Consider the following 15,521-nt stretch of genomic DNA (forward strand, 5'->3'; position numbering starts at 1 on the left):
TTCCTTTGCGAGTGATGTAAGAGGCTCTGAATGACGCAGCGGGCATCCGTCCATCGAACCGGCAGACGCGGCGCGATATTCCTTGAAGATTTTCTCGGAGAGAGGGAATAAAGCGGTCCCCGGAGAAGTAATGGAAGACGTGCACGCGTGACATCAAGCGTGCGTTGATTCGCCTTGAGGAGACCCGCGCGATGTGGCACAGCAGGTCGAGAGAGAATTCCCCGCATGCGCGCTTCGAGGCGACCGTGATGCCGCACATCGACGCCGCATATAACCTTGCGCGCTGGCTATCCGGCAGTGCCAGCGACGCAGACGATGTCGTGCAGGAAGCCTATTTGCGCGCTTTCCGTTTCTTTAGCGGCTTCGAAGGCGGTGAAAACGCGAATGCGCGCGCGTGGCTTCTGGCTATCGTGCGCAATACGTGGTTCACGGAGTGGCGCAAGCGCGTGCAAATAGCCGATGGGACGCCCTACGATGAAGACATCGGCGGCGATGAAGCCTTGCCCGGCTGGTCCGACGAAGCGGGCGTGAATCCCGAGACGCTTGCCGTGCGCAAGGACGAAATACATCTCGTGCACCGCGCATTGGAAGCCTTGCCGCTTGCCTTTCGCGAAGTGCTGGTGCTGCGCGAACTCGAAGACATGAGTTACAAGGAAGTCGCGGCAATCACGGGCGTGCCGATAGGAACAGTGATGTCGCGCCTTGCGCGTGGCCGCAAGATGCTGGCGGGGGCGGTGCGCGCGGCGCAATGCGACAGACCGAGCGTGCGGCTCGTGCGCAAGTCGGAGCCGGGTCATTCCGAGGAGTCGGGCAATGGACAATAACGAAACCGCTTCGCTCCAAACGAGGCTGAACGATGGCTCGCTGTATCAGCGCGCGCCGGTGCACTTGCGCGCTCAAGTGCTGGCGCGTGTGCGCGAGGAAAGTCGTCGCGCGCAGAAGACCGGGCAAAGCCGGAATCGCCGTCATTGGCGTCTTGCGCTCGCCTCGCCGTGGCCGTTCTTCGGCGGTGCATTCACGGGCGCGACGCTGAGCGCGATGGTTTTAGGCGCAATCCTGTGGTTCCAGACCGCGCCGCGTCTTGCGAGCGATGCGCCTATCGCGCAAGAGATCGTGTCGAGCCATGTGCGCGCGTTGATGTCGGACCGGGCCATCGACGTATTGTCCAGCGACAAACACACGGTCAAGCCGTGGTTCAACGGCCGTATCGACTATGCGCCGCCTGTGGTCGATCCGGCAGGACCGGGCTTCGCTCTCGTCGGAGGAAGGCTCGATTACGTCGGGCATCGGCCGGTTGCCGTGGTCGTCTATCGCTATCTGAAGCATCCCATCGACGTCTATGTTTTCCCCGAGAAGCCTCTCCTAAAGGATGGACAGTCCGTCGTTACGCAGTCCGACGACGGCTACGCGCTGGCCCGCTGGCACCACGACGGCATGACGTTCTGGGCCGTGACGGACGCGTCCAGCGCGGTGTTGCGGCAGTTCACGCAGGCCATCGAGCACGGCGCGCCGCGCTAAAGCGGTGCATTGCGCTCAAGGCTCTTTCTTTGCATCCCGAAGCGGCCGCTTCGGGATGCCGCCGTTTTTCCGTTTCGATGTGCGCTAACGCTCGTGCCGTTCGGGTATGTCCGAATATGGTCTGATCCTTACATTTTTCTAAACTCGCTCACCAAGCGCCTAATTAAAGCGACAACGATAAAAAGCGGGCGGGCAGGCTTTCACAAAGCGGTTCAAGCGACGGAGACAGAAATGGGAATGCAGATGAAGCTTATCGCGGGGATGCTCGCGTTCGGCGTTTTTTCGTCGGCCTATGCGGCTGATCCGATCAAGATCGGCGTCGATGGCCCTTTCACGGGCGGCTCGTCGTCGATGGGCGTCAGCATGCGCGACGGCGTGCGGCTCGCGACTGCGGAAATCAACAAGTCGGGCGGCGTGCTCGGGCGGCAAATCGTTCTCGTCGAACGCGACGACGAAGCCAAGAACGAGCGCGGCGTGCAGATCGCACAGGAACTCATCAACAAGGAGAAAGTGGTCGCAGTCGTCGGTTATATCAACACCGGCGTTGCGCTTGCGTCTCAGCGCTTCTTTCAGGAAGCAAAGATTCCCGTCTTCAACAATGTCGCGACAGGGTCGGTCGTCACTAAGCAATTCGACGATCAACCCGACAACTATGTCTTCCGCAATGCTGCCGCCGACCGCATTCAGGCGCCGATGATCGTCGAGGAAGCCATCACCAAGCGCGGCTTCAAGAAAGTCGCGATCCTTGCAGATTCGACCAACTATGGCCAGCTTGGCCGGGAAGACCTCGAAAAGGCACTGGCGTCCAAAGGCGTCAAGCCGGTAGCAGTCGAGAAATTCAACATCAAGGACGTCGACATGACCGCTCAATTGCTCAAGGCAAAGGCGGCGGGCGCAGAAGCCGTCCTGACTTACGGCATCGGGCCAGAGCTCGCGCAGATTGCGAACGGCATGGCCAAGCTCGGCTGGAAAGTGCCTCTGATCGGCAGCTGGACACTTTCCATGGCGAACTATATCGACAATGCCGGAACGAATGGCGAAGGCGCTCGCATGCCGCAGACCTTCATTCAGGATGCGAACACGCCGAAGCGCAAAGCGTTCATCGAAGCGTATCTCAAGGAATTCAAGCCGAAGAACGATCGTATCGATTCGCCCGTCTCGGCGGCGCAAGGCTATGACTCGATTTATCTGCTTGCGGCGGCCATCAAGCAGGCGGGCTCGACCGATGGTCCCAAGGTGAAGGAAGCGCTGGAAAGTCTCAACACCAAGGTCAACGGCGTGGTGATGTCTTACGACAAGCCATTCACGAAGGCAGATCACGAAGCGATCAGCCCCAACGTGCCGGTCATCGGCGAAGTGAAGGGCGGGCGGGTCATCTACGCTTACGACGCGGACAAGAAAGGCGGCAGTACGCTGCGCACCAAGCAGACGACGACCGCTTCGAACTGACGCACGAGTTCCATTCCGAGGGTAAGAGCCGCGCCCGCCGCTGTGGTGGGCGCGGCTTGACGTATGCGCTTGGTGTTTCGATCCAGAGGCGTCCAGACGATGATTCTTCTTCAGCTCATTTATAGCGGCATCGCGCTCGGCATGATCTACGCGGTGATCGCATTCGGCTATCAGCTCACATTCGCGACGTCCGGCACGCTCAATTTCGGTCAGGGCGATGCGCTCATGCTCGGCGCACTCGTGGGGCTGACGCTCGTTTCCGCCGGCGTCAACTACTGGCTGATGATTCCGCTCGTGTGCCTGTTCGGTCTCTTGCAAGGTTCGTTCGTCGAGCGAATCGGCGTGCGGCCCGCTATCAAGATCAAGTCCGAATTCGGCTGGATCATGTCGACGATTGCGCTTGGCATCATCTTCAAGAACGTCGCGGAAAACGTATGGGGACGCGACGACCTGCGCTTTCCCTCGCCATTGCCCGAAGCGCCGCTTCAGGTCTTCGGCGCAAATGTATTGCCGATGGAATTGCTCGTCGTGGCGGGCGCGCTCGTCATGATGCTCGCGGTGGAATTCTTCAACCGCAAGACGATCTTCGGCAAGGCGGTCGTAGCGACGGCGAACGACAGGGATGCCGCTGCGCTGATGGGTATCAATACGGGACTCGTCATCACGTTCTCGTATGCGCTGTCGTCGCTGACCGCTTCATTCGCCGGCGTCCTGATCGCGCCGCTTACACTGACGGGTGCAACGATGGGCGCCGTGCTCGGGCTGAAAGCGTTCGCCGTGGCGATCATCGGCGGCTTGTCGAGCGGGATGGGCATCATCGTCGGCGGCATGATTCTCGGTATCGCCGAGACGACGACCGGCTTTTATCTCTCCACCGGCTACAAGGATGTGCCTGGCCTCGTGTTGCTCCTGATCGTGCTGGCGGTCAAGCCTGCGGGTCTTTTCGGCAAGACGGCAATCAAGAAAGTCTGAGGCGGCCATGACGAAAGCAAAGAACTGGATTGCGGCCCTGATCGGCCTTGCGGCGCTTGCAATATTCCCGGTCGTATCGGGCAATCCGTATTACATCCATCTCGTCGAAACCATCATGATTTATGCGATCCTGCTGTTCGGGCTCGATATCGTGGTGGGCTATACGGGCCAGGTATCGTTGGGTCATGCTGGCCTCTTCGGCGTCGGCGCATATACGGCAGGCGTGCTCTTCGCCAAGCTCGGCATGCCGTTCTACGTGACCGCACCGCTCGCAATCGCTGTCACTGCCGCATTCGGCGCGATACTCGCCTTGCCCGCGCTGCGTGTGTCCGGTCCCTATCTCGCGATGGTCACGCTCGCATTCGGCACCATCATTCAGATCCTCATCAACGAGATGGATTTCTTAACGAACGGCCCCATGGGACTCAAGATTCCCAAGCCGACATTCGGCGCGCACAGGCTGGACGAGGTCGAATATTACTGGCTCGTTGCCGCGCTTCTGGTGGCCTCGCTGATCGTGGTGCATCGCGTGCTGAAGTCGCATCTCGGACGTGCGTTCGAAGCCTTGCGGGATAGCCCCATTGCATCGGACTGCATGGGTGTGTCGGTTTATCGCTACAAGGTCTATGCGTTCGTCATCAGCGCGGGTTTTGCCGGGCTGGCAGGCTGTCTCTATTCGTATTCCGAGCAATACATTTCGCCCAATACCTATAACTTCGAACTCACGATTCTTTTCCTGCTTGCAATCATCATGGGCGGACGCAAGACCCGCACCGGTGCGATCATCGGTTCGACGGTCATCGTGTTGCTGCCCAAACTGCTCGACGATATCGCGAACTTTCGGGTCGTTGCTACCGCACTCGCCGTGCTCGTCGTTGCGGGCGCGGCGCTCGCACTCGCACGCAAGACGACCACGCCGCAACGCGTGGCGATCCCGATGATCGGCACTGCGGGCCTCGCCGCATTCTCGTTCTGGATCGATGCACTGACCGACTGGCGTCTGACGATATTCGGCCTGATGATCCTGCTCGTCGTTTATTACTTGCAGGACGGCATCGTCGGCTTCGTGCGAAAGACGCTTCGTCTCGGACGTGTGCGCGTCACGAAGGTCGATACCGACGCCCTTGCAAGCGATACACGCGAAGACGATGCAGTAGCCGCCGTCGCACGAGAAGGGGCGGATGCCATTCTCGACGTACGCGGCGTGCTGATGCAGTTCAGCGGGCTCAAAGCACTCAACGACGTCAGCCTGACGGTCAGACGCGGCACGATTCATGGCCTGATCGGACCAAACGGATCGGGCAAGAGCACGATGATGAATGTCCTGACGGGCATCTATGTGCCTACGTCGGGCGTGATTCAATACCAGGGACAATCGTTAGGCGGGCGTACTTCGTCGAAGATCGCGCTCTCGGGCATCGCGCGCACTTTCCAGAACGTGCAGCTGTTCGGCGAGATGACGGCGCTCGAGAATGTGCTCGTCGGCCTGCACCATACTTTCCGCTCGAACTTCGCGGATGTCGGCGTGATGAGCCGTCGTTATCGGCGAGAGGAGCAGGCGGCACGTGAGCGCGCGTTCAACATGCTGCGTTTCGTGGGGCTCGAGCATGTGGCGAGCGAAGAGGCGCGCAATCTTCCTTATGGCAAGCAGCGCCTGCTCGAGATTGCGCGAGCGCTTGCGCTCGATCCGCAATTGCTCCTGCTCGACGAACCCGCTGCGGGCCTTACCGCGCCGGATATTCGCGAGCTTGTCGCGATCATTCGCAAGGTGCGCAATCACGGCATTACGCTCGTGCTGATCGAGCATCACATGGATGTCGTCATGAGCGTGTGCGATACCGTGTCGGTACTCGACTTCGGGCAGAAGATCGCTGAAGGCAAGCCTGCCGATATTCAGGCTAACGAGAAAGTCATTGAAGCCTACCTGGGCGGCAAAGCCGCGCAAGCAGCCTGAGGATCACCGATGCTAACGATCAAGAACCTCCACGCGGGCTATGGCAAGGTGAAAGTGCTGCACGGCATCTCGCTTGACGTACCCAAGGCCAAAGTGGTCACGCTGATAGGCTCGAACGGCGCGGGCAAGACAACGACCATGCGCGCAATCTCCGGCATGATCAGGCCGACGGACGGCGAAATTACCATGGGCGTCGGCAATGCCGCAAAGCGTATCGACGCAATGGACTCGCATAAGATCGCGCGCCTCGGCCTGGCGCATTCGCCGGAAGGAAGACGCGTGTTCGCGACGATGTCTGTCACCGACAATCTGTTGCTAGGCGCATTTCCACGCCTGACCTGGGCGCGTCCAAAAGGCGATGTGGCAGCGGACCTCGAACGGGCGATCGAGTTGTTTCCGCGACTGAAGGAGCGCCGGCACCAGCTCGCAGGAACGCTGAGCGGCGGCGAACAGCAAATGCTTGCAATGGCGCGCGCCATCATGCTGAATCCCGATCTCGTGCTGCTCGACGAGCCGTCCATGGGCCTTGCGCCGATTCTCGTCGAAGAGGTCTTTCGTATCATCGAGCGTCTCAAGCAGGACGGGGTGACGATGCTGCTCGTGGAGCAGTTCGCCGCTGCTGCGCTCAACGTCGCGGATTACGGTTACGTCCTCGAAAACGGCCGTGTTGCCACGCATGGGCCAGCGGAGCAGTTGCGCAACGATCCTTCCGTCAAGGCGGCATATCTCGGGGCGAGCCATTGATTGAGAATCGGTGATACCGTGATGCGAAGCATCGTGAGAGTGATTAGCACGAGCATCGGATAAAGGAGACACCATGACCGCCACGCCTCGTCACCCGTTCCCGTCGTCAACGCGCCTCGTGGAACGCGGAAAGATCGTCTCCGCGCGCGAGGCGGTGCGGTTGATTCGCTCGGGGGATACCATCGCGACGAGCGGCTTCGTCGGTGTGGGCTTCGCGGAGGAGGTGGCCATTGCGCTTGAAGCACGCTTTCTCGAGAGCAATGAGCAAGCCCCTTCCGAAGCGCAAGAGCCGATCAAGGACCTGACGATTGTTTATGCTGCAGGTCAGGGCGATGGCCGCACCAAAGGTCTGAACCATTTCGCGCATGAAGGGCTGGTCAAGCGAGTCATCGGCGGACATTGGGGACTGGTTCCCGGCTTGCAAAAGCTCGCCATAGAGAATCGCATCGAGGCATATAACCTGCCTCAAGGCGTGATTTCCCAACTCTTTCGCGACATTGCCGCGCATCGGCCCGGACAACTTTCAAGCGTGGGACTCGGCACGTTCGTCGATCCGCGCAATGGCGGCGGCAAGCTGAATGCGCGCACGACCGAGGACATCGTGCGCCTCATGCAAATCGACGGCGTCGAATACCTGTACTACAAGGCATTCCCAATCGATGTCGCGATCGTGAGAGGCACGACTGCCGATCTCAACGGCAATATCACAATGGAGAAAGAGGCGCTTACGCTCGAAGCGCTTTCCATTGCGATGGCCGCGCGCAATTCGGGCGGCATCGTGATCGCGCAAGTGGAGCGGCTTGCCGAATCCAACACGCTCAATTCGAGGCAAGTGAAGATTCCCGGCGTAATGGTCGATTGCGTCGTCGTCGCACGGCCGGAGAATCATTGGCAAACGTTCGGCGAGCAATACAGCGCCGCGTTCTCCAGCGAACTGCGTGTCGCCGCGAGTTCCGTGCAACCCATGCCGCTCAATGAGCGCAAGGTGATCGCGCGCCGCGCCGCATTCGAGTTGATGGCCAATAGCGTCGTGAATCTCGGCATCGGCATGCCGGAAGGCATTGCAAGCGTCGCGAACGAGGAGCAGGTCATCGACCTGTTCACGATGACGACCGAGCCTGGCGTGATCGGCGGCATTCCCGCGGGCGGACTCAATTTCGGTGCCGCCACGAATACGCAGGCCATCATCGATCAGCCCTATCAGTTCGATTTCTATGATGGCGGCGGCCTCGACATTGCTTTCCTGGGTCTTGCGCAAGCCGATCGAGAAGGCAATCTGAATGTCAGTAAGTTCGGGCCCAAGCTCGCGGGTGCTGGCGGTTTCATCAACATCAGTCAGTCGGCCAAGAAAGTGGTGTTCGTTGGCACGTTCAACGCAGGCAAGCTCGACATAGCAATCGACGCCGGCAAGCTGCATATTCGCCGCGAAGGCGATTCCCGCAAGTTCGTCGATGCGGTCGAGCATCGTACCTTCAGTGGCCGTCACGCGGTGGAGCGCGGCCAGACGGTGCTTTATGTCACGGAACGCTGTGTGTTCGAGCTGACCGAAGAAGGGCTCGCGTTGACCGAAGTCGCGCCGGGGATCGATATCGAGCGCGATATCGTCGCGCAAATGGGCTTCAGGCCCGTGATGAAGTCGGCGCCGCGCCTGATGAATGACTGCATTTTTCGCGACACGCCGATGGGCCTGCGCGAGACGCTTCTAGGGCTGGGCTTGTCCGAACGCTTCAGCTATGACGCAGAGAAGAATCTTTTCTTCATCAACTTCGAAGGGCATGAAGTGGCCAGTCTGAAGGACGTCGAAGACATACGCCGCGAAGTGGAAAAGCAGCTCGCGGGCGTAACGACGAAGCCGCACGTCATCGTCAACTACGACAACTTCTCCATCCGTCCCGAGATGCTCGATGCGTATTCGGAGATGGTCACGGGACTCGTCAGCGGCCTTTACGACGGCGTCACGCGCTATACCACGAGCAGTTTCCTGCGAATGAAGCTCGGCGATGCGCTCAAACAGCGGGGCGTCGCGCCGTATATCTATGAGAGCGCGCAAGAAGCGCGCGAGCACGGTACACGACGCGGTTCCTGAAGCTGTCGTCAATTCCTGGCAGTGTGCGCGGGCGGCGTTTGTTCCGCGCGGCGCAGCCTGCTATGGCGGATGCCGTAGACGAAGTAAATGACGATGCCAATGCCCATCCAGACGATGAGACGTATCCACGTATCGGCGGGCAGTCCCGTCATCAGGAAGACCGATGAAATTGCGCCTAGCGGAGCAACGATGAAAACCGCGGGCGTCTTGAACGCGCGCTTGAGCTCCGGTTGCGTGATGCGCAAGACCAGCACGCCGATACACACGACTGCAAATGCGAACAGCGTGCCGATGCTCACGAGTTCGCCGACGAGACCGATCGGCAGCAAGCCGGCGAGAACCATCACGATGAGTCCGGTCACGATCGTCGTGATGTACGGGGTGTGGAAACGCGGATGAATCTTTGAAGCAAAGGGCGGGAGCAAGCCGTCTCTTGCCATCGAATAGAAGATGCGTGGCTGGCTAAGCAACAGGACGAGAATGACCGACGTCAGGCCGAAAATCGCCCCGAGCTTGACGATGGGCGACAGCCAGCGCATGCCGATCGCATCGACGCCGACCGCAATGGGGTCCGCCACGTTGAGCTTGTCATAGGACACGATGCCTGTCAGCACGTACGAGACGAGCACATACAGGATGGTGCAGACGGTAAGCGAGCCGAGCAGCCCGATAGGCATGTCGCGTCTTGGATTGCGCGTTTCCTGCGCCACGCACGAGACCGAATCGAAACCGATATACGCGAAGAAGACCACCGCTGCGCCGCGCAAGACGCCGCTCATGCCGAACACGCCGGACTCGCCGGTATTCGGCGGGATGAAAGCGCCGGTCGGGTTGTTCGGCGTCACCCAATGACTCGTATCGACATACGCGATGCCCGCCGCGATGAACGCAAGCACGATCAGCACCTTGATGACGACGATAATGCTATTGACGCGCGCCGATTCGCGAATGCCGATGACAAGCAAAAGCGTGATGAGCCCGACGATCACCATGGCAGGAACGTTCAGGATCGCGCCAGCATGGCTCCATCCCTTGCCCGGCTCGTAAGCGAAGGGCGCCTGAGAGAGTTGCGCGGGTATATCGATATGCAAGGAATGCAGAAAGCTCACGACATAGCCTGACCACCCGATCGCGACCGTCGTTGCGCCAACGGCATATTCGAGTATGAGATCCCAGCCGATGAGCCACGCTATCAACTCGCCCATCGTCGCATACGCATAGGTGTATGCGCTGCCCGAGACGGGCACCGTCGACGCCATTTCCGCGTAGCAGAGCCCGGCGAGCGCGCATACGATTGCGCCGAGGACGAATGAAATGCTGATTGCTGGGCCCGCATTCGTCGCGGCCGCGTGACCCGTCAGCACGAAAATGCCCGCGCCGATGATGCAGCCGATGCCGAGCAACACGACATCGAGCGACGACAGCGAACGTTTCAATGCATGGCCGCCATGCGTTTCCTGAAGCATCTCATCGGTTTCTGCCGCCTCGCTTTGCAGCGCAGCAACGGCTTTCTTTCGCATGACGGTCACAATCGCCTCCTGTGGGACAGCCAGCCGGCCGTCGAGATGAATGCTGTTCCGTGATAGCAGATTTCCCTAAGGAATACGAGCTTGCCAGAGGCGTCTGCCGTGAACGCCCGTTCGCCTTAGCATTTCTTATGCCCCTGACCCTGTCGTCAGCGCGGGAATTCGCGCGCCGGTCCGCCGCGCCTGCGCGCGGCACTATAATCGGCTTGTCTGTTGCGCTCTCACATCCGGAATCCGTTTCGCATCGGCGCGAAACGCTCTCCGACTACTCTTTAACGTGGAGATCAAATATGTCCATCCGTATTGGTGACGAAGCCCCCGATTTCACCGCAGAGACCACGCAAGGCCAGATTCGTTTTCATGAATGGATTGGCGACCAGTGGGCGATTCTTTTCTCGCACCCGAAGGACTTCACGCCCGTCTGCACCACGGAACTCGGCTATATGGCCAAGCTCAAGCCGGAGTTCGACAAGCGCAATACGAAGATCATCGGGCTGTCCATCGATCCCGTGGATAACCATTCCAAATGGGCAAAGGACATCGAGGAAACGCAGGGCGCAGCCGTGAACTATCCGATGATCGGCGATGCGGACCTGAACGTGGCCAAGCTCTACGACATGATCCATCCCAACGCGAGCGGCGGCGGCCCGCGAACGGCGGTCGACAATGCGACCATTCGTGCGGTGTTTATCGTTGGACCGGACAAGAAGATCAAGGCGACGTTCACTTACCCGATGAGCGCGGGCCGCAACTTCGACGAGGTGCTCCGCTTGCTGGATGCGCTGCAACTTAACGCGAAACATACGGTTGCGACGCCGGTGAACTGGAAACCGGGTGAGGACGTGATCATTCCGACGTCGGTCTCGGACGAAGACGCAAAGAAGAAATACCCGGAAGGCTTCAGGACGCTGAAGCCTTATCTGCGCACGGTGGCGCAGCCCAAGTGATCTCGTTGTGTTGCTGAAAACGCGCTGTCCTTCTCGGGACGGCGCGTTTTTCATACATGCCCGGTCCGTCTTTCGGGCGACGTCTCGACTTCGCCGGGACGGCGCAGCATCTTGTCGACCTCGCCGGCATGCAACTCTTCGGTATGAATCATTTGCCGGGCGTATTCCTCTAGCGCCACCGACCGATCTTCCACGAGCTTCAGCAACTGGCGATAAAGGTCTAGCGCAACATTCTCCGCCTGCAGCGATTCGCGCAGAATCGTCGCGATATCGAATGTGTGATTGTCGAGAAGCGGGCCGATTTCGAGCGACGGATAAGCGCCTAGCGTCGTGATCCATTCGCCGGCCAGATGCGCGTGCGTCAGCGATTCGTCCGCCTGTGCGCGCAGCCACGCTACGATCGGAATGCGGCCGAAGCCGAACACCAGAAACGAATAGTGCGTATAGCGCACGACGCCAGCGAGTTCGGATTCCAGAATCCGGTTCAAGACGCCAACGACCTCTTCCTTGTCGAGCTCCGCCATCGTTGCCTCCGTCATTGCGTTGCAAAGCGCGTTACGGCCAGTGAGGGCACTCGATCATTGTAGTCATTGATTGCCGTCGGCGTGCTGACGCACTCAAACCGGTTCTTCGACCCACATCGACGCTCGCCCGAGCACTTGGGACATCGCGAGACGAGCGCCGCCGCCGTCTGCCGTATCGATTGCACGCACGACACGGCCGTAGTCGCTCAATTGCGATTCGGAGACGCGTGCAAGCGCATGCGGCTGCACGCGCAAGGACGCTTTCATTGCCCTCAGGCCCACGCGCACGACGCTTCCCATTTGCCGCAACACTTCGTCGCCGCTTGCATCGATAATGGTCGTCAGCAATGCATCCTCTGCCTGCGACTGCAAGTCCTCGGACGGCGAGGCATGCACGAGCCGCTGAAAAGCTGCATTGATTCCGATGCGTTGATGCCGGTTCGCGCGCGTGGCGGCCAGGGCAGCGGCGGGGGGATCGACCAGTGAGCGGAAGTGGATGAGCCGGCGCATGCAGTCGGGGTCGGGCACGGCGCGCAGGCGCCACTCCGCGACTTCGGCATCGATGATGAGCCACTCGTTCGCCGGCCTGATGCGGGTGCCGGTCTTCGGACGTACGTCGAGCATGCGTCGCGAGATGAGCACGCTCAGCGCTTCCCGCATGATGGTCCGCGAGACGCCATGCTTCTTCGAAAGAATTACTTGTGGCGGCAGGACATTGTCTTTGTATTCTCCGTTGACGATGCTCGCGACAAGCTGATTGACCACGCGCTTGACGAGCGATGCTTCATATCCATGGTTCATATTTTTGTTCTCGTGAAAACGCCCACGCTTCGGCTGCGCGATGCCCTTTGAGAGGCCGCTGCCGCATTTTTTGCTCGTGCTGATGTGACGCCTCGGTGCGCCGTGAGTCGGTCTCCCGTGTGCCGCGGTCGCGGTTCCAATCCTCATTGCGGATTGCGGACCGGCGCAGCACATACCCCATAGCGGTCGGCCATTGTTTGAAACCACCCGTCGATCCGCTGAAGCAAGCGTATCGTCCCGCGCTACGGTTTAACAATATGGTTCACCGCGAATTCGACTGACTATGGTGCGTCCGCCCACAAAGCAATGGCATCGTTCCAGTGCGCAAGCGTTTGCGCTTTGAGGCCGCTCAACAATTAGTGGACAGCGCTTTATGCTATTTTCTTGTCGCAAGCATCATCGATGCGGCGATGCGGTCGTGGAGCTACGAGGAAAAGGATATGAAATTCGCAGTAATGGGCGCGGGCGCCGTGGGCTGCTATTACGGCGGCATGCTCGCGCGTGCCGGTCACGAGGTCGTATTGATCGCACGGCCGCAACACGTCGAAGCGATTCAGCGGAACGGGCTCCGTCTGGACACCAGGTCTTTCGATGAACACGTGTGTGTTTCAGCAAGCACCGAGGCGAGCGCGGCTGACGGCGCGGAGGTCGTGCTCTTCTGCGTCAAGTTGACGGATACCGACAGCGCTGCAATTGCGCTCGAGCCGTATCTGAGCGAACGCACGCTCGTCGTGTCGATGCAAAACGGCGTAGAAAACGCGGAACGCTTGCGTGAACTGCTGCCGCAGGAAGTCGCGGCGGCCGTCGTCTATGTCGCGGCCGAAATGGCAGGGCTGGGGCATATTCGCCATCATGGCCGTGGCGAACTGGTAATCGAGCCATCGACCGTAAGCGAGGAGCTTGCACGTACGCTGTCCGCTGCATCGGTGCCCACTCAAATCTCGGACAACGTGCGCGGTGCGCTCTGGGCCAAGCTCGTACTCAATTGCGCTTACAACGCGCTGTCGGCAATTGCGCAGACGCCCTACGGACGCCTCGTGCAAGGTGAGGGCGTCACGCGGGCCATGCGCGATGTGGTCGACGAATGCCTTGCCGTCGCTAAAGCGGATAACGTCGCCATACCCGGCGACGTCGGCGCATCGGTGCGCGGTATCGCAGAGACAATGCCCAATCAATTTTCCTCGACTGCCCAGGACATGGCGCGCGGCAAACGCAGCGAAATCGATCATCTGAATGGATTGATCGTGCGGCGTGGCGAGGCATTAGGCGTGCCGACGCCCGCGAATCGCATGCTGCACGTGCTGGTCAAGCTGCTCGAGGGCGAGCGCAGCAAGGACTAGCGCGGGCACAGGCTATGCTCAATGTTTGGGGCAAGCACATAGCGAATTGTGCTGCCTTACAAACCGGAGGTTCGCCATGAAGTCATTCGTTAAAGCTGTGGCCGCTGCTGCCGTCCTGGTCGCGCCGGCGCTTTGCTTCGCCCAGGACAATTCTTCGATGACGCGCAGCCAGGTCCAGCAGGATCTGCGGCAAGTGGAAGCTGCGGGTTATAACCCCGGGCAGTCGGACCGCACCACGTATCCGAGCGATGTACAGGCCGCTGAGCGCCGCGTCTCTCAGCAGGACGGCGCCATGTCGGGTAATCAGAGCGAATACGGTGGCGCGAATAGCGGAAGGTCGGCAGCCGGGATGCGCGCGTTGCGGCCGATGAATTCAAACAATCAGTCCGTCTATTTCGGTCATTGAGGGCTCTCGAGTTTTTGCGGTGATCAGTAGGTTCCAAAAAAGAGGCCCGGCACGTATGCCGGGCCCAAATGGGATGATCATAGCCCCGCGTCCCCGACGCCGTTGCGTGCGCCGGCGACGTTGCCCGGTGTGATCATCCGCGTGGAAACTTAATAATTGAAACAACCGCCTAAGATGTTTTAGTCCTTGCCGCTTAAACCAGCCTTAAGCGATGCACCGCCCGCATTGGTGCGATTCCAATCCCCCGCCGTTTCAATCAGAAGGCTTCGGCGAGTGACCTTCGCGAGTTAACGTTGTCTCGTCAGGGCAGTCACCGAATTTGCCCGGGCAAGACAGATATCGCCTGCCAGCAATAAATTCCGCTTAAACAAATGCATCAAAGCAGGGCGAAGAAAAGACAGCAAACATTTCTTGGTTTGATGCTGCATGTTTGCTAGCATGTACACAGAGAGTCGCGCGCAAACGATTCCCCGCCTCGGCAGAAGTCAGCAACTCATGCCCTTCCGACCGAACGCCTCTCTCAAGAAAGAATGCTTCTAGAAATGCAATGCACCAACGTGCGTTGCGATACGACACGTCCACCGAATACGTCGCACGGAATCTATCAGCGGCGACGCACGGTCGGACCGCAATTAATCCTGGCTTATTGCAGGTGCCATCCACATACAGTGACGTCATTCGAATTGAATGACGCGAGGAAGCTTTGTGCTTGTCATCCGGAGACTTTGCGGAGGAAACGTGGAAACGGAACTGAGCCAACGGCTTGCTAAAGCATTGCGGCGCTGCGCGTCTCATCGGCAATTGCTGACGTATCAGCGTTTTCATTCATTATGTGACAAGGGGGTGCCACTGGTACAACGTTATGCTGCACTGGAGTCTGCCGTGCAAGCGCTAGGCGACTTGCGCGACATAGATTATGGGGTACTTCTTGCGTTAGATAGCGGACTGCCCGGCACAGAGTTTTTCCAGCGTTATCTTCGCTATCGTCATAGCGAATACATCCAGACGATGGGCGATCCAAAATATCAACGGCAGACACTCGCCCGCAAGAAGGCCCTCGTGGCGAGCGAGCGTGCTCGCGTCTACGCGCACGCCCGCGCAGCCGACGAAGAGCCTGCAAAGTCCGTCATCGCTGCGTGACGGGCATAAGGGCCTCGGCCGACTGCCGAGGCCTTCCTTCGAATTGTCGTTTCCGGCACTCATCTCGCTTTCCATCCATCTGCGACCAATTCACTCATGCGTTGAAGCGCTGCG

The 15,521-nt window shown here is 59.5% G+C and carries 14 protein-coding genes; 11 read left to right on the forward strand and 3 right to left on the reverse strand.

Annotation, left to right across the window (positions count from 1 at the left end; genetic code table 11):
- Positions 1 to 191: 191 nt before the first annotated feature.
- The 7 genes from P9255_RS06295 (at position 192) to P9255_RS06325 (ending at position 8,723) form a co-directional block, all read left to right on the forward strand.
- Complete coding sequence (locus tag P9255_RS06295) at positions 192 to 824, forward strand: RNA polymerase sigma factor (RefSeq protein ID WP_309766069.1); 633 nt, start codon at positions 192 to 194, stop codon at positions 822 to 824.
- The gene (locus P9255_RS06300) at positions 814 to 1,518 is read left to right on the forward strand and encodes an anti-sigma factor (RefSeq protein ID WP_309766070.1); all 705 of its coding nucleotides are present in this window, start codon (positions 814 to 816) and stop codon (positions 1,516 to 1,518) included. Before P9255_RS06295 ends, P9255_RS06300 begins: the two co-directional genes overlap by 11 nt.
- Before the next feature lie 237 nt (positions 1,519 to 1,755).
- Positions 1,756 to 2,967 (forward strand): ABC transporter substrate-binding protein, encoded by a 1,212-nt coding sequence (locus P9255_RS06305; protein ID WP_404980267.1) that lies wholly within the window; start codon positions 1,756 to 1,758, stop codon positions 2,965 to 2,967.
- Between the two features lie 99 nt (positions 2,968 to 3,066).
- Positions 3,067 to 3,939 (forward strand): branched-chain amino acid ABC transporter permease, encoded by an 873-nt coding sequence (locus P9255_RS06310; protein ID WP_309766072.1) that lies wholly within the window; start codon positions 3,067 to 3,069, stop codon positions 3,937 to 3,939.
- A 7-nt stretch (positions 3,940 to 3,946) separates the two neighbouring features.
- Positions 3,947 to 5,893: a branched-chain amino acid ABC transporter ATP-binding protein/permease gene (locus P9255_RS06315; protein ID WP_309766073.1), complete on the forward strand. Its 1,947-nt coding sequence runs from the start codon at positions 3,947 to 3,949 to the stop codon at positions 5,891 to 5,893.
- 9 nt (positions 5,894 to 5,902) lie between these two features.
- Complete coding sequence (locus tag P9255_RS06320) at positions 5,903 to 6,637, forward strand: ABC transporter ATP-binding protein (protein ID WP_309766074.1); 735 nt, start codon at positions 5,903 to 5,905, stop codon at positions 6,635 to 6,637.
- Positions 6,638 to 6,710: 73 nt separating this feature from the next.
- Positions 6,711 to 8,723, forward strand: a complete 2,013-nt coding sequence (locus P9255_RS06325) for an acyl CoA:acetate/3-ketoacid CoA transferase (protein WP_309789260.1) — start codon at positions 6,711 to 6,713, stop codon at positions 8,721 to 8,723.
- A gap of 8 nt (positions 8,724 to 8,731) precedes the next feature.
- On the opposite strand, the gene P9255_RS06330 is transcribed toward P9255_RS06325, so the two are convergent.
- Positions 8,732 to 10,243, reverse strand: a complete 1,512-nt coding sequence (locus P9255_RS06330; protein WP_309766797.1) for an amino acid permease — start codon at positions 10,241 to 10,243, stop codon at positions 8,732 to 8,734.
- 296 nt (positions 10,244 to 10,539) lie between these two features.
- Between P9255_RS06330 and P9255_RS06335 the strand changes: the two genes are divergently transcribed.
- Entirely contained in the window at positions 10,540 to 11,196 is a 657-nt protein-coding gene (locus P9255_RS06335) for a peroxiredoxin (RefSeq protein ID WP_309766799.1), read from the forward strand.
- Between the two features lie 50 nt (positions 11,197 to 11,246).
- Here P9255_RS06335 and P9255_RS06340 read toward each other — a convergent pair whose 3' ends face one another.
- Positions 11,247 to 11,720: a ferritin-like domain-containing protein gene (locus tag P9255_RS06340; protein ID WP_309766076.1), complete on the reverse strand. Its 474-nt coding sequence runs from the start codon at positions 11,718 to 11,720 to the stop codon at positions 11,247 to 11,249.
- 93 nt (positions 11,721 to 11,813) lie between these two features.
- Positions 11,814 to 12,521, reverse strand: a complete 708-nt coding sequence (locus tag P9255_RS06345) for an FCD domain-containing protein (protein WP_309766077.1) — start codon at positions 12,519 to 12,521, stop codon at positions 11,814 to 11,816.
- A 440-nt stretch (positions 12,522 to 12,961) separates the two neighbouring features.
- On the opposite strand from P9255_RS06345, the gene P9255_RS06350 reads away from it, so the two are divergent.
- From P9255_RS06350 to P9255_RS06360, 3 genes are all read left to right on the forward strand, one after another.
- The gene (locus P9255_RS06350) at positions 12,962 to 13,861 is read left to right on the forward strand and encodes a ketopantoate reductase family protein (protein WP_309789261.1); all 900 of its coding nucleotides are present in this window, start codon (positions 12,962 to 12,964) and stop codon (positions 13,859 to 13,861) included.
- Between the two features lie 76 nt (positions 13,862 to 13,937).
- The gene (locus P9255_RS06355) at positions 13,938 to 14,267 is read left to right on the forward strand and encodes a DUF4148 domain-containing protein (protein ID WP_309766079.1); all 330 of its coding nucleotides are present in this window, start codon (positions 13,938 to 13,940) and stop codon (positions 14,265 to 14,267) included.
- Positions 14,268 to 15,005: 738 nt separating this feature from the next.
- Positions 15,006 to 15,407, forward strand: coding sequence for a hypothetical protein (locus P9255_RS06360; RefSeq protein WP_309766080.1), 402 nt, complete (start codon positions 15,006 to 15,008; stop codon positions 15,405 to 15,407).
- Positions 15,408 to 15,521: the final 114 nt, after the last annotated feature.

It is taken from the genome of Caballeronia sp. LZ019 (genome assembly GCF_031450825.1).
In the GTDB taxonomy this organism is placed as follows: domain Bacteria; phylum Pseudomonadota; class Gammaproteobacteria; order Burkholderiales; family Burkholderiaceae; genus Caballeronia.